We start from the raw sequence: 19,307 nt of genomic DNA, 5'->3' as shown, positions 1-19,307 counted from the left end.
AGCTGGATAAAGGGTTATTTTTCCCTTTGGGCGATCAAAATACTAAGAAAGGAGGAGTATTAAATTGGGGTTTTTAACTAGTTGGTTAGAACATTATGGCTACTGGGTTCTCTTCTTTGCCCTTTTACTTGAGATGCTTGCGTTACCACTTCCCGGGGAAGTTTTGATGAGCTATGCAGGACTACTGATTTATCAAGGAAAGCTAAATTGGTTCCTTTGTATATTAACAGCAGGTGCTGGTGTATCAACCGGTGTGACCCTTTCTTACTGGATTGGCTTTCGACTAGGTACACCGTTCTTTGAAAAATATGGTACTCGTGTTCATTTAGGTCCTGATAAACTTGATAAAATTTCATATTGGTTTCAGAAATATGGTAATAAAGTGCTGGTTATCGCCTATTTTATTCCTGGGATTCGTCATTTTACCGGGTACTTCTCGGGCGTGACACGTATTAGTTTTCATAAATATGCATGGTATGCTTATACAGGAGCTTTCATTTGGGTTAGCGTTTTTATTTCCCTTGGGAAAGTATTAGGTCCGAAATGGGAGCAATATCATCATACGATGAATCGATATCTGATTTACGCCGGGATTATCGCGGCTTTCATTTTCATCATGGTATATTTATATAGAAAAAATAAGCTTCGATTTAAGGAAATGCTTACTAACAGTCTGGAAAAAGGAAGCCATAACTTTCATTCTATGGGTAAGGTTAAGTTTATTGTGCTTGCTGCCTTTGCGATTTTCGCTGCATTCATAACCTTAATGATCGGACTGATCCAAGATTTCTTAGCTAATGAATTTGCTTTATTTGATGAAGTCACGAGCTATATCATTCATGAGGTATTTGATCCAGATTGGACCGTTTGGATGAACCGTTTTGCCATATTGGGCTCTTATTACGTATTTGTCCCTCTAATCGTAGTTACCTCTCTTTGGATTTTAATAAAAAGCAAAGATCGTATGCTTGAATTGCAGTCTTTTACAATTGTTATTGTGGGAGGAGAGGCTCTGGATGAGGGATTGCGCGCATTGTTTCATCGCATTGGTCCGTCTTCTACTAACTATCCATTTCCCTCTACGTTTCCCAGTGAGAAGACTTTAATTTCGTTAACCGTATGTGGCTTTGCTGCCTATTTACTGGTTCGGCATCAAGTAAAGTTGAAGGTTCGTATCACAGCAACATTTCTAGTGATCATTCTATGTTTGCTAGTTGGGGTCAGTCGCATTTTCTTTGACGTTCAATACCCAAGTGATGTCATCGCTGGTTATGTTTTTGGAGGTGCTTGGATTAGCTTAAATGTGATCTTATTAGAGATCCTTCGCATGCTCCGTAAGAATGGAGTTATAGCAAAGTAGATGATGCATCGTTTGGATGTAAGGGGGTTGATACTGTGTGGATGAAGAACTGTACCGATTAATTTACCAAGCCAAACGAGGAGAAAAAGAAGCTTTCACAGTGTTAATAAAGAGGTATAAAGGTCATGTTTATCGGTATGCTTTAGGTATGTTAGGGGATCAGATGGAAGCAGAAGATGCAGCGCAGGAAGCTTTCATAAAAGCCTACTATTCGATGAATCAACTTGAAACGGAGTATGCATTTTCTGCCTGGCTGATTCGCATTGTTTCGAATCTTTGTAAGGATAAACTAAAGAAACGCGCTAGAGAACAGCCACTTTCAACAGAAAATGAAGAATTAATTAAAAGTTATGAACCAACACACCTGAGACTGACGATCGAAGAGGCATTGAAACATCTGACTCCAGAACACCGAGAGGTTATAATACTGCATGACATTCATGGATACAGGTATGAGGAAATTGCAGTTATAGTAGATGTACCTGTAGGTACTGTGAAATCTCGCATGCATGCCGCTCGAATGGCTCTGCGAATTGAAATGAAAAAGGGGGATGAGCTATGAAAAACCATCCGGATGATTTATTATCAGCCTATATCGATAACGAACTGAATGCCGATGAAAATCGCCTCATTGAAGAACATCTAGCCTACTGTGAACAATGCCAGACGCTGTATGAAGATCTTCTTCAAATAAAGTTCCAAGTTTCTTCCGCTTTTCAGGATTTTGAAGCCCCAGAGAACCTAGAACAAAGAATCATAAATGAAATTAATTTAAATTCGGCCGCTAATTTAAAATCTAAATCTATAACTAAAGCGTGGATTGCTTTACCGGTAGCAGGAATTCTTGCAGTACTTACAGTTTTTATTTTATCCGGGCCTGTGTTTGTTAAATTAATTTCTATTTTATTTAAATTTATAGCTGTTCTCATCTTTGTCATCCCTAGTGTCTTGACGTCAGTTCCTTCTTTATTTGGAGCATCTATCCTCTTTTCTATCTTCATGCTTATTTTCTCAAGTTTTTATCTACGTCGCTTACTCCGGACAAACATGAACGGAAGGGGATGAATTCATTTGAAAAAAACAATCTATATAGCCCTTTTGTTTTTGTTTGCATTCGTGTTGCTTCCTTCTTCCGTTATGGCGAAAAGTATTTTTGAACATCAAACGACTACGATCCCTGCCAATCAAACGGTTGATGATTTTATTGTAATCGGTGGAGATGCTCTCGTTTTAGGATCAGTCGCTAACTCTGTTGTTATTGTAAATGGCGACGTCCACCTTGGGTCTACATCACAGGTTAAAGGTTTTGTATTCGTCATTGGGGGAAAAGTCCAACAAGACGCTGGGTCGGTAATTAATGGCGACGTCATAAGTATATCTTTGGACCATGCTACTCAAAATAGTCTTCTTATTGGTGGAGGACTTGTACTTGGAATATGGGTCATTCAATTAGCTGGAAGTTTAATTATGATTCTTATCCCCCTGCTTATGATCTTATTGGGTAAGCATCGAACCGCTTCTTTTATTGAAAAACATAGGTTTGAATCCATGGGCAAGCTGATCTATACAGGTTTTTTTAGCGGGATGATTCTTATCGCAGTAAGTTTGCTTTTGCTGCTTACAGTAGTAGGTATACCTTTCATTCTTCTGATAGGTCTCCTTATTTTTGTAGCATTTGCATTTGGAATGACCACCATTAGCTATCTCATTGCAGAACGAGTCCAGGGAACATCAGGGAAATCGGACTGGATTAAAGCCACATTAGGAGCATTTATTCTAACCTCATCTGTAAATATTCCTATTCTGGGGTTACTCATCCTTGTGGTTATCTTCCTGTTTTCCTTTGGGGTTGCAACGATTTGGTTTGTTGAAAAAGTAAGAAAGAAAAAACGAGTTTAATACGCAATTAGAGAGGTGACAAAATGAGCGATTTCTCTGATGGTAGTACGCTAGTTGAGGCTATTACCGGAAAGTGGCATAGATTAGAAAAAGGAATACGTAAAGGAACCTTTCTAATCGAATTTTCCAATACCTTGCTGCTGAATATTCACGTAACAACTAACCATATCGATGTTCTTATGAAAGATCATGAAGACATTTTCAGACTCATGGGAGACTTCTCATTCGAAGGTTTGGATACGGAGGAACATAAATTTATGTTCCACAGCTTAGGAATTGATCATGTGCATTTCAACAATCGAGATATTCGTGTAGATAATCCAAAAAGTGAAATATCTACTGTGTTTGTTAAGCTAAGTCATGATAAGAAAATAGAGACCATAAACAAATTAGCGGGACAATAGTTCCCGCTTTTTTCTTTTCTGAATAAAAAAAGCCACTCCACGATGGAGTGACTTAAACGTGCCATCACGACTGCTCCTCACTCACGACAACTGAATCTCGAATCTGTTCAAAAGAAACTGGCGTATAATCCCAATGCTCCACACTCACATTAAAGTAATGGCGTCCCTCGTATTTCTGGCTGTGAATATGGCCGTGTACATTAACGTAAGGCATTTGTTTGTTCATATACATCGGCTCATGGGATAGGAAAAAGAAATTCTTATAAATGATCGGGTACTCGCTCACTTCATCAAAGCCGACTTCAAGCCACCAAGTTCTCGACCTCCCTCGATCGTGGTTACCTAGAACAAGGATTTTGTAACCATTTAACTCCGAAACAATGGCTTTGGTTCGCTCTTTATTCAAGAAGGAAAAATCCCCAAGATGAAATACTTTGTCTTCTTTGTTGACGACAGCGTTCCATTTGGCAATCATGGTCGCAGTCATTTCGTCTGCATCGGCGAAAGGCCTAGCTTCGAAATCAATAATGGATGAATGACCAAAGTGATGGTCCGAAATAAAATAGGTATTAGCCATCGAATCCCACTCCTCTTCTACTACTTAAACTTCCACTTTTCCTCCACCATAAAGACCACAGCAAGGTACATACAGGTAAAGCCCTAAGAAACGGCGCATAGCCGACATACGCTAACACGGGTACACCTACTATTGTTCCACAGACGATGGCAAGCATGTTCCACGGAATCATCGCAGCTAGAATAAGGCTTGAATCGGCCACAACTCGTGCAAGCTGACTGCGAGGAAACCTCTCTTCCCAAAAAGGCAGTAAACTCCGCCCCGTCATCATAATAGGCAATGTTTGCGTACACGAAACAAGGCCAAGCCCTAATCCAAACAAGGAGGTTCGTACAGTCGCAGAAAGGAGTGAAGCGGATGTCTCCCCTAGTAGCTTTTGCATATAAGTCTCTAGGATACGATACTTTTCTAAAATGCCACTGTAAGCACCTGCGAGTGCGATAAGAGCAATCAGTTCGATCATGTTAGAAAGACCTTTGGTTTGCAGCGATTCAAAAATGCTAGATTGATAGCCGAACCACATATCGTGCAACCATTCATTCCAAGTCATTTGTTGCAAGCTCATGCCAATTACGATCGCACAAGCAATCGACAAGAGGAAGCCATTTCTTGTTTTGAACCTTAAAAGGATTGAAATCAATAGTACAAGTACGGGCAGCAAGAGCCACAAGCTGTACCTAAATCCCGATGCAAACTGCTGATTGTGTAAGGTGATGACACTACGATGCCATTCTCCATTAAAATCACAAACTAAGAAAAACCCAATCGCGACACCTAACGCACCTATTGTTGTGGGTAGTAAGGCTTTAAAAAGGACCTGCATGGATACGCCTGTTGAAGAAGCTACAAGTCTGTTTGCACTGGAAAAGGGTGAAGTCCGATCGCCAACGAACGCACCCGACACAAGTGCACCAGCAACCATTGGAAGCGGGATTTGCAGCAGCAGCCCCAGACCAATTAATGGGATACCCACAGAACTTAGCGTTCCTGTAGAGGTGCCCAGCACCATAGAAATGCAAACGGAAAGTACAAATGAAAATGTTAGAAAAAAACTAGGATCAACTACACTAAGGCCCAAATCTATCATAAATGGGATCGTACCGCTCATTGTCCATGTAGGGATAACCATGCCCACTAAGGCAAGAATCCAAATGACTTCTTTGGTGTGTTTGACACCTTCCCACATACTTTTCAAGATGCCCCGAAATGTTGTTCCCGCTCTCCAAATGAGGGCCCCCAAAGTCAAAAGCCCCAATGAAAATCCAATCACTAAAGGAATATGTAGAAAATAAGCGACAGCAAGCCCTATAATCGTTATCGTGATAACTGCACTAAGTTGTCTAATCGTTAACATCGTTTAGGCTAACATCCCTTGAATCGTTTGTTTGGTTTCATGAATTGCTTCCTTCAAAGGCTTCGTCTCCCCTTGATATGGATGAACAGAACCAAAGGTATGGTTGCCCTCAGGTATTCTAATCCATGCAATGGCGTCATTTTGCTCAACAAGCCTCTTGGAACCTCGAATTCCTCTCTCTCCATCCTCCATCCCCTGAATAAGAGCGATTGGAAATTTAGCACCGCGAATCCTACCCACAATATCGAAGCGCTCACGATTATGCTCCATATCTTCTAAGATTTCGAGATCCAGCGGCATGTTTTGCTTCGTGCGACCGTTCAACGTGTACGTTCTCCCTGTTGCCCGCATCTCCGCTTTATTTTCCTCCGTAAATAAATCAACATTCGCAATCCCGTTCCAGCTAATCACACCGGCAATGTGCTCAGGATGATCAAGCGCATAGATTAAGCACACAGCCGCCCCCCTGCTATGGCCTAAAAGAAGGATGGGTTTCTGGCTGGCTGAACCTTCACGGGTACGAATATCATTCACAACTGCATGCAAATCTTCTAAATCTTTGGTATAGGTGTCTCGAGCAAACTTCTCAAGCTCCGTGAACTCAAGTAAGTCAGCGCCCACGCCGTTGTGAGAAAAATTGATCGAAATCACATCAACCTCTTCGGCTAACGCCTGAGCCACATGCGGGAACATCCCCCAATCCTTGAAGCCTTTGTACCCGTGACAAATAATTAATGTCCCTCTGGTCGGCTGTGATGCCGCTTCATAAAAGTCCCCTCTCACAACACGTTCTGTCTCTATACAAAGTTCAAACGGTTTACCCGCGCTTGGTTTCATTCGTATTACCTTCCTTTCCAAATCGTGTTCTAAAAGCTGCATACTTCTGTTATTTTATCACAAATCTAAATAGGACAGCATAAGCAGGACTACTGTTCATAAATTTAAGACATTTTGTAAAAACTTGATAATGTGCTTATAAAACTGAATGAGGAGGAAGCTAACCTATGCATCCATTCCGAGCAAACAGCTTGCTCCGGAAGCTGTTTTGCACGCTGTTGTTTACAACCCTATTAACAGCTGCAACAAGTATCAACACACAGGCTCACGGCAGTATGCCACAGCTTGAAGAAACCTCGAGTTCTGGGAAATTCCAGCTGGTCGTTAAAGTTTCACCTCATGCTGCTTATCAAACTGAAGCTACATTTGTAGATAAAAAATTACAACGAGAGCTAGAAGATGGAGGGATAGGTACGCCATTCGTCGCTCCCCTTCCCCCGGATACCACGCTTTCATTTGACAAAAAAGGTGTGCAACAACGCTATGGTGTTACTCCGAATGGTGAAGTGGTCGATCTCTCAGCGGGACTTACGCTAAACATATCAAGCACCGCTCAAGAAACGCTGCGTTCGCAAGTTCAAGTAGTTAGAGCCAGACATTATGGCGAAATACTTCCCTGGGAGGAGGCAAGTGAAGTCCTCCCCAAATACAGTAAATTCACCATCGTAGACGTGGAGAGTGGTCTCAGCTTTGAGGGACAGCGCCGCGCGGGCTCCCATCATGCGGATGTACAGCCGCTGACCAAATCCGACTCCGCTACGCTCAAAACCATCTACGGCGGCGCCTGGAGCTGGGACCGCAAAGCGGTCCTCGTGAAGCTGAACGGCCGCACGCTAGCCGGATCCATGCACGGCATGCCGCATGGAGGGGATGGTATACCCGGAAATGACTTCAACGGTCATTTCTGTATTCACTTCCTCGGGAGCGTGACGCACGGCTCCCGCTCCGTCGACCCGGCGCACCAGGTCATGGTGCACCGAGCGGCAGGCTTGCTGACGGAATACATCAGCAAGCTCTCGCCCTGGGCGCTGATCGACGTGTGGATCAGCGCGGCGAACCAAGGTGACCTGCAGCTGCTGCAGGTCACCACAGGGCAAGAGCAGGCGCTGCATGTGCGAAGCATGCGCCGCCTGTCCAAGCTCCCGGAGCGGGACGTGTCCCAGCTCCTGCAGCTCGACACCGCGGTTAACGTTTCGGCTACGCCGGTACGTGCTTCCGCGGTTGTGAACAGGCGTGTGCTCTTTCACCTCGAAAGAGCTTCGCTTAATGAGCGCTGGTACATCCGCAGCGCTGTGATTCAATAAAAAAGCCCGGCATCTCAGAGCTAGTCGAGAGATGCCGGGCTTATGATCTTTATTTCACAGTAATTTTACCCTTCATGAAATTCTTATGAGGCTCACAGAAGTACGTATACTCACCTGGCTTAGCAAACGTAACACTTTCCGATTCACCCATCGCCAAAAGTGCTGTTTGGAAACTTCCATCATCAGCGACAGCATTGTGTTTCACTTTATCCTTATTCGTAAAGATAACAGTGGAGCCTGCTTCAACAGTGATATCCCCTTCTTTGAAAGCAAAGCCCTCAATGTTCACGTAATACGTTTTAGCTACCTCTTGTCCGGATCCCGAAGTCCCTCCGCTAACGAGATTAACCGTCCGCGTGTTTTCATCATACAAGACCTTAATCCCGAACACTTCAGCTAAAAAACGGGAGTGAACAAAGGTTGAGCTGTTAATTAACTGAGCAGGACCGACCATGGATACTTTGGCGCCGTCCACATTGGCTTCTGTGGATCCGATCATGAGCTTAACCGTCTTTGCGTCCTTCTTTACAGTGACCATTTGTGTTGCAGCATCATAGCCTACTTCTGATCCAATCCCTTCTGCAAAGGCACGGTATGGTACAAACAAGGAGTTATCAATGAGGTAGGACTCATCGAGCTGCAAGGGCTTGCCATTCAAAGTGAGCTTCATATCGGATTTTACCTGCTGTTGTACGGATGCTTTCATATTCATGTCAGCAGCCATCCCATCGTGCCCAGGCTCATGTTCCTGAGCTGAAACCGATAAGATGCTTGTAGTCAGCAAACCGAAACTTAGTACAACCGCGAATAAGCTTTTTTTCATATTAAAAATCCTCCTCTGAATTTGTACATCTACTCTATAGAGTAAACGTATCGATGGAGGATTCGGTTTACTTTCGGGCGATTATTGTTCCGGTTGACCCGAAACTCTGCGCAGCTCATTGGCAAGTCGATGAAATTCTTCCCTAGCAGCAGTGGACGACGTCGCCTCATATCCGGCCGAAAGGAAAGGTATAATCACATTGGCATCTTTAGGAGACAAAGGATACGACACGGGGGGCTCAGGTGGTGCTATCGTATTCCACCAACCTTCATTTCCATACGAGTCATCGTAATCCACGCCAATCCCATGCTCAACTACATCGTTTAAGTATTGATAAATGTTTATGAAATTAGCCTTCTTACCACCACTCCAAGCATACGTTTGCCAAAAATGAGAGCAAGCTCGAGCGTTCCGGACGGCTTCCATCACGCTGTAAGAACCATATACACCTGTCGTATACTCGGGTGTCGCCTCACTTGCTGCACGGATATAGGCAATAATGGTTGGCATTTGGGCGCTTGAGGCATCAAAATCTACAGCAAAGTAAATACAACTGCCAGGTGGTTGGCCTAGATTATGAGCAACCTGTAAAGCCGTTGCCCCATCATCCAAACCAGCGCTTCGTCCACCGAGAGCTCGGTTCGCCGTTGTTTCGAAAACGGATACGATTTGCAGACCTGCCTCGCTGATCGTTTCCGCTTCACTTTTGGTTAACGCCTTGTAACCACTCGGAACGAGATATCTGGCCACAAACAAGTAGCCATCATTGACGAAAGCAGCGGCGGTTTGTGCCGTTAAAGGCGTTGAACAATCAAAACCTTTGGTCACTTTCTATCACCTATTTTCTACTAGTTTCATACAAGATATGCGTAAAGAGGCTTGAACGCTACAAGGACAAGTTGAACGCCTATCCATGTAAATACAAAAAAGGCTCTTTCCTCTTAAGAAAGAACCCGCAATTATTTCATCTAAGATGTCATTAATCTTCTCTTGTTCCAAATCTTTTTGCATTCCTAGCACGCGCACGTTCGATTTCAACCTCACGATTACGAGGCTCAGCATTGGTTACCAACGAGTTAAACAAATTCCGGGCAACTAAACTAACATCCTTGACAGCCTGATTGAACGCCGCCTCATTCGCCTTCGAAGGCTCAGTAAAGCCCGAGATCTTTCTTACAAATTGCAGCGAGGCCGCCTGGATTTCATCATCGGTAGCCAAAGGATCGAAATTGAATAGTGTCTTAATATTTCGGCACATAGCTTTCTCCTTTTAATATCGTTATAAAATTAATTTTACAATAACATCCGAAAATAAGCACACTATCCATTCATCACTGCAAATAACCGTCGCACCTGGCGCATTTTACTCGATTATAGGAATAAACGAATAAAGGCCGACGAATATCGTCAGCCTCTATCTTTTTCAACTATTCATGCTTGGTATTATTGATAACCTCGGTACGATGAACCATACGAATTGCCATAATTCGTTTGTTGTTGAGGTTGCTGCATATTTAAAGACTGAAAGCTGCTTTGAGCCGTTTGTTCAAGCTGTCTGCATAGCTGGGAAACGTGTTGTAATTGTTGAATAGCCATTTGGTGGCCTTGCAACGCAGATTGAATGATTTGGACGGCTTTTTGTTCCCGTTGTGCTAACTCTTCAAGTCTCATTGCATTTTGCTGCTCTTGTTGAAGCAACTGTTGGTACATCTGCGAGGATTGTTGCGTTTGGTTTATAAGTTGAGCAATGATCCCTTGTGTTTGTTGAAATTGGTTATTGATATTTTGGTCTTGATACATTGTAAATCCTCCTCATTTTTGAGTTAAGCTTCACGTACTTACTTGTCTTACTGTTGGCAACCTTGTATAAGATCTCTCTCCAGAGTGACTTTTATCCCCACTAAAAAAAACCTGATTTCTCAGGTTTCCATCGATAACTGTATTGGTTGTTTCGTGCCATTTAAAGTAGTATTGGTTAAACCACTCATTCTTTTGAACAATTCCTTATTGCATTGATATAACTCTCTAAAGAAAGCGTACTGCTCTTCGTAAACAGATCTGTTCTTCAAAATAGGCGTAATTGGCCTCTCGGCTTGCTTCACCACGATCTCACACGCTTCCTCTATTGATGCATATACGCCTGCCCCTACTCCTGCCATCATGGCCGCACCAACGCAGGCCTGCTCTTTCATAGCGGATGGGTATAACTCACAACTCAGCACATCTGCAAGTATCTGCAGCCATACGGCACTTTTAGCTCCACCACCAGCCATCACGATTCTGTCGACTCTCACACCCAATGCCACCAATACCTCCAACCCATCGCGCAGCCCAAAAGCCACTCCCTCCATGACAGCCCGAACCAAATGGGCTTCATTGTGCTTCAGTGTTAAACCGAACATCGCCCCTCTGGCAAAAGGGTCCATATGCGGAGTTCGCTCCCCAGTCAAGTAGGGCAGAAAAATAAGCCCTTCTGAGCCTGGGGGAACCTTAGCAGCACTTTCATCGAGTGACCTGCTGTCTTTATTTTGGAGAATGTTCTCTGTTAGCCATCTATGTGATAGGCCAGCATTCAGCATCGCCGCCATCATATACCATTTGCCCGGTGCTGCATGGGTGAAAGTATGTGTTCGCAGCAAGGAATCATAGGTAGGCGTATCCACAGGGACAAACCATTGACCTCCTGTGCCCAGCGTGCACGAAGCTTGCCCCTGGTGTAAAACCCCATTGCCAATAGCCTGCATGGGCTGGTCTGCGCCGCCAAAGACAACAACAGTCCCTGCTGGAATGGCACAATCGTTTGCTGCCTCAGTAGTCAGCTTTCCTGCAACATCCCAAGGCTCACGAACGGTTGGCAGCAGTTCTGGATCAATTCCGAGCTGTCCCAACAGTTCAACGGACCAACACTTATTGGCTACATCATAAGCTAATGTGCCTGATGCATCCGTTGACTCGGTTCCTACTTCGCCGGTTAGCCTGTACCTAATATAATCCTTAGGCAGCATGACTTTCCAAATCTTCGCATAGGTATCCGGTTCATTCTGCTTTAACCACAACAGCGATAAAAGCAGAAAGCCGGTCGCAGCCCGGTTCTGTACTAGCTTGCCAAGCTGCTCGATAGAATACATCGCCTCAAGCTGTTCCTTCTGTTCAATTGTACGCTGATCGCACCAAATAATCGCCGGCCGAAGCACCTGTCCGTACATTCCGATTGCAACAAGCCCATGCATCTGCCCAGATAAGCCAATAGCGTAACGGTCGCTGCTACCCGCTCCTGCTTGCCTGACAGATTCAGACAAGGTTTGTCGTACCGCCTCCCACCAATGTTGAGGCTCTTGCTCCGCATAACCGACTAAAGGCGAATGAATGTCATAGCTTTGCTGAGATAAGCCTACCATCCGTCCCGCGGGGTCCATAGCAGCCGTCTTCACACTGGAAGTCCCTAGATCTATTCCGAGTAGTATTGTCATTCTATATCCCATCCATTTCTTAAGAGTTCAGCATGTTTTTGCTGTCCAGCATGCTTGCTCATATTCTATCCGTGCCAGTATCGTGCATGAACAATTCTTCGACACTTGAGGTCACTGTCCCTTTAGGAAAATTAGACTGGCCTGTAATAGTACGTACTAAAATGTAAAAAAGCCCCTCGATTTCATCGTGAAGAGATGAAATCGAGAAGCTTATTTGAGGGTAAAAAAATAAAAACCCTTATATACCAAGGGTTTCCGTGCTATGGGCCCAGAGGGACTCGAACCCCCGACCAATCGGTTATGAGCCGACCGCTCTAACCAACTGAGCTATAGGCCCAAAGTAAAATTTGGTTGCGGGGGCAGGATTTGAACCTGCGGCCTTCGGGTTATGAGCCCGACGAGCTACCGGGCTGCTCCACCCCGCGTCATTAGCTGCCGCTCAACAGCGACAAAAATAAATATACACTAAATGCGCGGTCTAAGTCAAGCGTTAATTTCTAGGGCATTTCATTCTGAATTACGTGTTATAACGAACGCCAAATCGCCCTTTTTTGGACTTAAAAACTTCCACTTCTTGTGGGCATTCATAGCCGTAAATCCACCAGTCTTCTTCCATTCTTTTCGCCAGGCAGCCCGCTTGAAACTTGGAATCGTATAATTTGGCCCAATATATCCAGTTCATTGTATTCACTCCGTTATGTTCATTTCGTTAATCCTATCTTATCCAAAAAAAGACCCCCTTATGAGCACTCCTCCACTAAGCAATGTGTTACTCCTCAAAATAAAGCAAAAAACTACTTGGAGATGCTCTAGAGCATAGATCCAAGTAGTTCATTGATTTAGCTATTGTTTGAAATTAGTCAACAACCGTTTAACGGATTCACCATATTCGTTCGTGAATGTCTCAAATACTTTGACTTGAATTGGGAAGTCCAGTTGGTTGGATCTCGCATTTAGATTAATTGTGTTTGTTCCATTGTATAAACGTCCTTCGCCTGACAAGGCTTCAACTGATTTCCCAACAGGATTTCCGACATTATCGAATAATTCGAATGAGAGCTTACTGTTAAACTTATCTACGGTTACTTGCTTATCCGGCTTAATGTCCAGATCCAGCTTCAGCTTATAATCATAAGTCATATTACCTTGGAAAATAGCTGAAATTGTCCAATCTTTAATCGTAATACCATATGGGTACACGTCCAGCGTTTTGCTCGTTGGATCATTCTTCTGAACAGGTACTTTCGCCGTCGCAAGCAGTGATTTATAAGTCGTATCGCCACTAACTTGTTGGCTGTAAAGGTTCATTTTCAGGCCTTCACCCTTTTCAGATGCTGGGAGTGCATACGAATAACTAACCACATACGAGGCATTAGGAACAACACTTAGTGCTGTAGCTTCCTGTCTTCTTCCTCCATACGCATAACCATCTTTACTAACAAGCTCCGTTTGGATCGCCGGAATTGGTATTGGACGGTCACTGTTGTTCGTCAGTTTAAACTTCGCGACAGCCGTATTAAAGCCATCATCTTCATTACTTGTTACATGTAATTCAACCAACGAAACATCAACATTGGAAGGAACGAATTTATTCGTAGAATCCAGTTTAACTGGTGTACCTAAGGTATATTCTGGGGCAGGGATGACTCCCTGCGTCGCTGCTCCTGTAGGAAGAAGTATATTGACACGTCCTACCCGGTAAGTGTCTTCGTGGAACTTACCATCCCCCGTCGCAGTGGCAAAACTCTCTGGTGTCACTACATTCAAGCTAGTAAATTCCGTATCCAGATCAGTTGGAATGACAATATGGATATATTTTTTCTCACCTGGATCTAGCATGACGGAAGTTTCGGCGCGACTGCCGGAATAAACGTTATTTTCTGTTTTCCCATCAATCCCAAAGTTAGGTACGGTTTGACGTTCTTTGGTCGGATTTACAACTTGAATTTGCACAACCGTGGAAACACCTTTGGCTGTAATTTCCTTATGAATGTCCACAGGTATGAATCCAAGGGATGAGCGCAAGGAAGGTAACGTAAAAGCTTCTCCCCATTTAAGAATAGCGGTTGGTTTCGTTATCGTGCTGTCACTGCCATTCCATACGATGCCAGAGTCAACTGCTACAGTAAGCAGTGTTGTTTCTTCTTTTGGATACACTTCAAGATCCACATCTACGAAGCTGAGGTCGGTAAGAGCAACATCGTCACTCCGTTCAACCGTTGTCAAGTAGCTGAGCTCCTGCTGGCTTTTGGGTTGTATGGATTTAGGGTTTTTAGCACTTGGCTGCAGCGTATATTCGGTACCATCAGCCATCCGAACCCGCAGTTCAAAGTCAGGTACACGAGAGATTTTACCACTCGTATTTCTAATTCGAATGACGGCACCCAATTTCGTTGAATCCGACTCGTGCTCATTGAGCATGCTTTTAATTTCGACCTCAATTTTATCCTTCAGTGTATAGCTTATACTTGTATTTGCTGCAGCTGCTGCTGCCAAGTTCAGACCATCTGCAGCCCATGCAGGGAAAGATGCTGTAGTTAAAAGTGCTGCTGATAGAACAATGGTAGCTAGTGATCTCTTCATCGTCTTATTCACTTATTTCTCCTCCTCAAGCTTTTGTTAGTTACCGACTTTTATTTTATCTTGATCTTTTAGTTGATGTTGACCGGATATAACAAGAATTTCGTCTTCTTTTACGCCAGAAATAACTTCCTGATTGGTCTCATTCAATCGACCAAGTTCAACTTTACGCTTCTGAACCGTTTCACCATTCACAACAAAGACAAAATTATTACTGCCTTCGCGAACGATGCTAAGACTTGGAACGACAGGTACATTTTGTTCATCATCTTTGGTAAGTTCTACTTGTGCCTTGGATCCTGGTTTCAGCTTGCCATCCGGATTCGGAACCTCTAATTCCAGATCATAAGCTTTGGATTGTCCGTTAATCACATCCGATAAGTAAATCACTTTGGCTCCGGCCTTCGTCGTTACCCCTGGTATGTAGAAAGTCAATTCGCTCTTCCCTCTAACAAGGTTAGCCGATGCTTCGGTAAGCTGGGATTTGATTTTGACCGGATTCGTCTGTTGAACTTCCCCTACACGGCCGCCTGGCGCTAACGTTTGACCGACAGTCACATTGAGATCGGTCAACACGCCGGAAGCTGGTGCTTTTACTTCAAGATTGCTAAGCGTCCTCTCAATATTCCGTGCACTTACTTGCGCCGATTCTAAACTAGTCTCTACTTGTGCGAGCGAATTCGTCTCTTGCAATGTTTTCAGTGATCTACGTGCGCTTGCTAAATCTTTCTTTCTATTAATAAGCGCCGTTTCCGCCTGCTCTAATTGAGATTTCGTTGCTGTCCCTAGATCATATTCATTGCGCACCGTGTTGTAGGCTTTCTCTAGATCACTAACAGCAGTCTCCAACTTAGAAACGCCATCCTTGGCATCTTCAATCCCGTTGGAAGTCTTCTGTTTAGCCTCTGTAAGTCCTGCTTGAGCCCCTTTAATATTAACAGAATTCAAGTCCTTCTGTATAAGAACATCCGTTGGATCCAGACGGAAAAGGACTTCGCCCTTCTCTACGATATCTCCGCGTTTCTTTACGATTTCAATGACTTCGCCACCAGACTTCGCGACGATATCTAATTGAACGGATGATACGACGTCTCCGACTTGTTCAACAGGCTCACCAATCTTTTGCTTGGCAATTTTGGCCGTTTTCACTACCTTGACCCCTTGTTCGGCTGCAGCAGTTGTTGCTGCCGGGCTTGCTGCTGGTGATGCGGAACATCCTACGGCTATCGCCGCGCTGAGCGCGACGACACCGAATAATTTGGTACTCTGTTTAATCATAAACAACTGACGTTTCATATTCATTTTCTCCTTTTCCCCTGTTTAGCTTATTGGTGGGCAGATCCTGCTTGCTCGGATTGGATGGAATTCGATTTTCCTTTTCTCTTGAAGAGGCGGCCTTCTCTTTTCTTAAATAAGATCTCGTAAATGATAGGCACAATTACTAGTGTTAGCAGAGTTGAAGTCGTAAGACCGCCAATAACTACAACAGCTAAACCTTTGGAAATGATCGTTCCTTTGGATAATCCAAGTCCTAAAGGCATCAGTGCAAGGATAGTAGCACCTGCCGTCATGATAATAGGTCTTAACCGCGTTATTCCGGCTTCAATAAGTGCGTCACGAATCGAATAATCTTGCTCTCTTAGCTGCTGTACGCGGTCTACGAGTACAATCGCGTTTGTTACAACGATACCGATCAGCATTAGGAAGCCGATGAGCGAAGTTACATTGATCGATTCGCCCGTTATTAGAAGTCCTAAGAGGCCCCCAATAGCTGCAAGCGGCAGTGAAAACAGAATGGCAAGCGGCGCTCTAGCGTTACCAAAGGCAATAACCATAACCATGTAAACAATGAAGATGGAAGCAATGATGGCCATAAACATTTGCATGAAGCTTTTTTGAATATCATCGGATACACCCTTCACTTCACGAGTGACGCCTGAAGGCAGTTCTAACTTCGCCAGTTCTTCCGTAATTTTCTTGCTGACGCCGCCTTTATCCGTGGCATCAATTTTCGCTTTTACGCTGACGATTTGTTCTTGATCTTCACGACTAATGCTATTTGGCGCTTCAATCTGTTTGACTCGAGCTACTTCATTTAATTGAATCGTTTGACCAGTAGGAGTCTTGATTAAGAAAGTACCCAGTTTATCCACAGAGTTTTTGTAAGCGGGATTCAACATAACCTTGGTTGCATAGGTGATGTTATTAAATTTCAGATCGCCCAGCTTATCTTCTGCTATCCAGGCGTTGACGGATTGTAAAATTTGAGCACTAGAAAGTCCATACAAACGTGCTTTGTTCTGATCTACAATAATCTCGACTTCGGTTTTGGAATCACTCAAGCTGTCTTTAATGTCGTTCAGCTCAGGGAACTCCTTCATTTTATCTTTAACCAGCTGCGATGCTTGCTTAAGATAAAGTTGGTCATCCCCTTTAAGGGAATACGAGAAATCAGATCCAGTTGAGGTAGGAGGCCCGCCTGTAAACAATTGTATATTCACATCAGATCCTGGAGGCATCAGTTTCAACATATCTTCCTTATACTTTTTGACACCTTCTGTCGCATCGGTTTCTGCTGTTAGCTCGAAAAACATCAGTGCTCTATAAGCATACCGATCACTGCTCTGGTTGTAACCTACAAGGGATTCAATGTACTTGAATGCAGGTTTGCCAACTTTGTCCATATGTGATTTCAAATCTTTTTCAAGTTCTTTGGACTTCTCATTCATCATTTCGATGGATGTTTCTCGCGGCATTTTAATCTCAATAACCCCTTGTTTAACGGCTTCACTATTCGGCATGAAAGCCACCGCTAAATTAGGTACTGTAATGACGATCGAGATGATAAGGGCAACGCCAGCCAACAATAAAGTTTTGATGCGGTTATTCAAAGACCATATGATCGCTTTTCTGTATTTCACACCCATAGGTCCCACGTGATTATCATCGTGATTTGTAAGCTTCTTGATTCTAAGCACCATCAGCTTCGCCAGCATCGGAATCACCGTTAATGCAACAATCAATGATGACATTAAAGCTACGACAAGTGTAATAGCAAAAGGACGGAATACTTCACCAACTACCCCACTCACGAATCCAATGGGACCAAATACACCTACTGTTGTAATTGTAGAGGAAGTAATCGCGCTTGAAACCTGTTTCGTTGCTAATTTAATAACAGATTCGTTACGCTCTTGAGCTTTTTGCAGCTGACTATAGATATTCTCAATAACGACGATACTGTCGTCCACGACCCGCCCGACTGCAATGGCCATTCCTCCTAACGTCATGATGTTAAGGGAAATGCCTAAAGGTCCCATAACTAATAACGTAACAAGAATCGAAAGAGGAATCGACACGAGTACGATGATCGTCATACGTATATTACGCAGGAAGAGCAAGATCATTAATGAGGCAAGCACTGCGCCTAATCCGCCTTCTTGCACCATGCCATGGATGGAATCTTTAATATCGTTTGCTGAATTGTAAATTTTGTGGAATTTCACGCCAGGCAGCGTTTGTCCCCATTCTGTCATTAGCTTATCTGCACTATCTGCAAACTCTACAGCATTCGCTGCTTTCGTTTTGTAAAGTAGTACGCCGATAGCTGGTTGATCATCTAATCTTGCAATAAACTTGGACTCGCTGATAGCTTCAACTTTGGCAATTTGTTTGAGAAGAAGCGTATCGCCTGTTTTCGTTGTGATTTTCAAATTGTCCAAATTGTAAATCGTATCCATTTCACCTTTGACTCGAACCATCTGCGTGTTTCCATTGAAATCTACCGTACCCGCAGGGCTAGATACCAATGAGGCTTTGATCAAACCGGAAACATCTGCCGGGGTTAGACCATAATTATTTATCGCAGGCGCATCCAGCTTAATGGTAAGTACGGCATCCTGATTGCCTACAGAGTCGACATGGTCGATCCCTTTGAGCCCATTAAAGCCAGGAAGAATCGTATCTTTGTAGGCTTTATCCAGCTCGGTTTGGTTCATTCCTGCCTCACCGTAAACCGCTAAATAATAGACCGGTTCGGAAGAAAAGCCTGCCGTTAATACTTTAGGCTTCTCTGAGCCTTGAGGCATCTTAACATTGGAGATCAAGCTCTCCACATCTTTCTTAACATCTTCAGGCTTCTTGTCTTGTTCTAACTCCAGGATAATCTGTGAATAATTGTCCTGAGAGCTAGAGCTAAGGGTTTTGAGTCCATCTAGCCCTGCGACAGCCTTCTCTAGCGGCTTTGTAATTTCATCCAGCACATCCTTCGGAGGTGCTACGTATGTAGTGCTAATAATAACGACCGGAAATGTAATATCTGGCATACTTTCTACCTTTAGTGTGGTTGTAGAATACGTTCCTCCTACGACCAATAGCAGCATAACGATGAAAATTGCTGCCACATTTTTCATTGAAAACTCGGTTAACTTGGACATTCTCACTTCTCCCCTATCACCAGCTTTAATACCTACATCCTTCATGCTCACTCAATCATCATACTTGGAATTTCTTAACAAAACATAAACTAGAATTGAAAATTTTATGTTTTTTCTCGGTCAGGATTTATTATAGCTCTTCATTTTGATAAAAACAGGTGAGTGAAGTCATATTCCAGTCATATATTGGTCATATGAGCAGCTAAACGCTTATGACTTCTTGTGACTAAAATGAAAAAAGCGAAGGCTGAATGCCCTCGCTT

18 protein-coding genes and 2 tRNA genes are annotated in these 19,307 nt (G+C 43.6%); 6 read left to right on the top strand and 14 right to left on the bottom strand.

Annotation, left to right across the window (positions count from 1 at the left end):
- Positions 1 to 64 precede the first annotated feature (64 nt).
- From GC098_RS33950 to GC098_RS33930, 5 genes are read left to right on the top strand one after another with little or no spacing between them, the layout of a single operon-like run.
- Positions 65 to 1,360, top strand: coding sequence for a bifunctional DedA family/phosphatase PAP2 family protein (locus GC098_RS33950; protein WP_171648537.1), 1,296 nt, complete (start codon positions 65 to 67; stop codon positions 1,358 to 1,360).
- Positions 1,361 to 1,397: 37 nt separating this feature from the next.
- On the top strand, positions 1,398 to 1,922 hold the full coding sequence (locus GC098_RS33945) for an RNA polymerase sigma factor (protein WP_171648535.1): 525 nt from the start codon (positions 1,398 to 1,400) through the stop codon (positions 1,920 to 1,922).
- A complete protein-coding gene (locus GC098_RS33940) occupies positions 1,919 to 2,425 on the top strand; it encodes an anti-sigma factor family protein (RefSeq protein ID WP_171648533.1) in 507 nt (168 codons plus the stop codon). Before GC098_RS33945 ends, GC098_RS33940 begins: the two co-directional genes overlap by 4 nt.
- A gap of 6 nt (positions 2,426 to 2,431) precedes the next feature.
- Entirely contained in the window at positions 2,432 to 3,259 is an 828-nt protein-coding gene (locus GC098_RS33935; RefSeq protein WP_171648531.1) for a hypothetical protein, read from the top strand.
- Between the two features lie 23 nt (positions 3,260 to 3,282).
- Positions 3,283 to 3,663 carry a hypothetical protein gene (locus tag GC098_RS33930; RefSeq protein WP_171648529.1) on the top strand — a complete coding sequence of 127 codons (381 nt, stop codon included), beginning with the start codon at positions 3,283 to 3,285 and terminating at the stop codon, positions 3,661 to 3,663.
- 64 nt (positions 3,664 to 3,727) lie between these two features.
- On the opposite strand, the gene GC098_RS33925 is transcribed toward GC098_RS33930, so the two are convergent.
- The 3 genes from GC098_RS33925 to GC098_RS33915 are packed head-to-tail and all read right to left on the bottom strand — an operon-like array spanning position 3,728 to position 6,431.
- Positions 3,728 to 4,240, bottom strand: coding sequence for a metallophosphoesterase (locus tag GC098_RS33925; protein ID WP_171648527.1), 513 nt, complete (start codon positions 4,238 to 4,240; stop codon positions 3,728 to 3,730).
- Entirely contained in the window at positions 4,233 to 5,594 is a 1,362-nt protein-coding gene (locus GC098_RS33920; RefSeq protein ID WP_171648525.1) for a Na+/H+ antiporter NhaC family protein, read from the bottom strand. The genes GC098_RS33925 and GC098_RS33920 overlap by 8 nt, the downstream gene beginning before the upstream one ends.
- 3 nt (positions 5,595 to 5,597) lie before the next feature.
- Positions 5,598 to 6,431 (bottom strand): alpha/beta hydrolase family protein, encoded by an 834-nt coding sequence (locus GC098_RS33915; RefSeq protein WP_171648523.1) that lies wholly within the window; start codon positions 6,429 to 6,431, stop codon positions 5,598 to 5,600.
- Between the two features lie 167 nt (positions 6,432 to 6,598).
- Here GC098_RS33915 and GC098_RS33910 point away from each other — a divergent pair, with 167 nt between their 5' ends.
- Positions 6,599 to 7,735: a hypothetical protein gene (locus tag GC098_RS33910; RefSeq protein WP_171648521.1), complete on the top strand. Its 1,137-nt coding sequence runs from the start codon at positions 6,599 to 6,601 to the stop codon at positions 7,733 to 7,735.
- A gap of 49 nt (positions 7,736 to 7,784) precedes the next feature.
- Here GC098_RS33910 and GC098_RS33905 read toward each other — a convergent pair whose 3' ends face one another.
- The 11 genes from GC098_RS33905 to GC098_RS33855 all read right to left on the bottom strand — a co-directional run bounded on the left by GC098_RS33905 (position 7,785) and on the right by GC098_RS33855 (position 19,044).
- Positions 7,785 to 8,558: a stalk domain-containing protein gene (locus tag GC098_RS33905; protein ID WP_171648519.1), complete on the bottom strand. Its 774-nt coding sequence runs from the start codon at positions 8,556 to 8,558 to the stop codon at positions 7,785 to 7,787.
- An 81-nt stretch (positions 8,559 to 8,639) separates the two neighbouring features.
- On the bottom strand, positions 8,640 to 9,386 hold the full coding sequence (locus tag GC098_RS33900) for a DUF1906 domain-containing protein (protein ID WP_171648517.1): 747 nt from the start codon (positions 9,384 to 9,386) through the stop codon (positions 8,640 to 8,642).
- Between the two features lie 151 nt (positions 9,387 to 9,537).
- Complete coding sequence (locus GC098_RS33895; RefSeq protein WP_171648515.1) at positions 9,538 to 9,816, bottom strand: DUF2277 domain-containing protein; 279 nt, start codon at positions 9,814 to 9,816, stop codon at positions 9,538 to 9,540.
- 185 nt (positions 9,817 to 10,001) lie between these two features.
- On the bottom strand, positions 10,002 to 10,358 hold the full coding sequence (locus tag GC098_RS33890; RefSeq protein WP_171648512.1) for a hypothetical protein: 357 nt from the start codon (positions 10,356 to 10,358) through the stop codon (positions 10,002 to 10,004).
- A gap of 119 nt (positions 10,359 to 10,477) precedes the next feature.
- Positions 10,478 to 12,028: a xylulokinase gene (xylB, locus tag GC098_RS33885; protein ID WP_171648510.1), complete on the bottom strand. Its 1,551-nt coding sequence runs from the start codon at positions 12,026 to 12,028 to the stop codon at positions 10,478 to 10,480.
- 263 nt (positions 12,029 to 12,291) lie between these two features.
- Positions 12,292 to 12,365, bottom strand: a tRNA-Ile gene (locus GC098_RS33880).
- A gap of 11 nt (positions 12,366 to 12,376) precedes the next feature.
- Positions 12,377 to 12,453 (bottom strand) — tRNA-Met (locus tag GC098_RS33875).
- A gap of 92 nt (positions 12,454 to 12,545) precedes the next feature.
- The gene (locus GC098_RS33870) at positions 12,546 to 12,710 is read right to left on the bottom strand and encodes a hypothetical protein (RefSeq protein WP_164484139.1); all 165 of its coding nucleotides are present in this window, start codon (positions 12,708 to 12,710) and stop codon (positions 12,546 to 12,548) included.
- A 161-nt stretch (positions 12,711 to 12,871) separates the two neighbouring features.
- On the bottom strand, positions 12,872 to 14,623 hold the full coding sequence (locus GC098_RS33865) for a hypothetical protein (RefSeq protein ID WP_171648508.1): 1,752 nt from the start codon (positions 14,621 to 14,623) through the stop codon (positions 12,872 to 12,874).
- A 24-nt stretch (positions 14,624 to 14,647) separates the two neighbouring features.
- Complete coding sequence (locus GC098_RS33860; protein WP_246320723.1) at positions 14,648 to 15,904, bottom strand: efflux RND transporter periplasmic adaptor subunit; 1,257 nt, start codon at positions 15,902 to 15,904, stop codon at positions 14,648 to 14,650.
- Between the two features lie 29 nt (positions 15,905 to 15,933).
- Entirely contained in the window at positions 15,934 to 19,044 is a 3,111-nt protein-coding gene (locus GC098_RS33855) for an efflux RND transporter permease subunit (RefSeq protein ID WP_171648504.1), read from the bottom strand.
- Positions 19,045 to 19,307 lie beyond the last annotated feature (263 nt).

Origin of the sequence: Paenibacillus phytorum (genome assembly GCF_013141715.1) — a bacterium.
GTDB lineage: Bacteria > Bacillota > Bacilli > Paenibacillales > NBRC-103111 > Paenibacillus_E > Paenibacillus_E phytorum.
Note: the sequence above shows the minus strand (reverse complement) of the source record. Positions and strands in the feature narration are given on the sequence as shown.

Coding starts and splice junctions, on each gene's coding strand:
- GC098_RS33940 (WP_171648533.1), top strand. CDS start 1,919: ATGAAAAACCATCCGGATGATTTATTATCAGCCTATATCGATAACGAA.
- GC098_RS33930 (WP_171648529.1), top strand. CDS start 3,283: ATGAGCGATTTCTCTGATGGTAGTACGCTAGTTGAGGCTATTACCGGA.
- GC098_RS33925 (WP_171648527.1), bottom strand. CDS start 4,240: ATGGCTAATACCTATTTTATTTCGGACCATCACTTTGGTCATTCATCC.
- GC098_RS33920 (WP_171648525.1), bottom strand. CDS start 5,594: ATGTTAACGATTAGACAACTTAGTGCAGTTATCACGATAACGATTATA.
- GC098_RS33915 (WP_171648523.1), bottom strand. CDS start 6,431: ATGAAACCAAGCGCGGGTAAACCGTTTGAACTTTGTATAGAGACAGAA.
- GC098_RS33910 (WP_171648521.1), top strand. CDS start 6,599: ATGCATCCATTCCGAGCAAACAGCTTGCTCCGGAAGCTGTTTTGCACG.
- GC098_RS33905 (WP_171648519.1), bottom strand. CDS start 8,558: ATGAAAAAAAGCTTATTCGCGGTTGTACTAAGTTTCGGTTTGCTGACT.
- GC098_RS33895 (WP_171648515.1), bottom strand. CDS start 9,816: ATGTGCCGAAATATTAAGACACTATTCAATTTCGATCCTTTGGCTACC.
- GC098_RS33890 (WP_171648512.1), bottom strand. CDS start 10,358: ATGTATCAAGACCAAAATATCAATAACCAATTTCAACAAACACAAGGG.
- xylB (WP_171648510.1), bottom strand. CDS start 12,028: ATGACAATACTACTCGGAATAGATCTAGGGACTTCCAGTGTGAAGACG.
- GC098_RS33870 (WP_164484139.1), bottom strand. CDS start 12,710: ATGAACTGGATATATTGGGCCAAATTATACGATTCCAAGTTTCAAGCG.
- GC098_RS33860 (WP_246320723.1), bottom strand. CDS start 15,904: ATGAAACGTCAGTTGTTTATGATTAAACAGAGTACCAAATTATTCGGT.
- GC098_RS33855 (WP_171648504.1), bottom strand. CDS start 19,044: ATGTCCAAGTTAACCGAGTTTTCAATGAAAAATGTGGCAGCAATTTTC.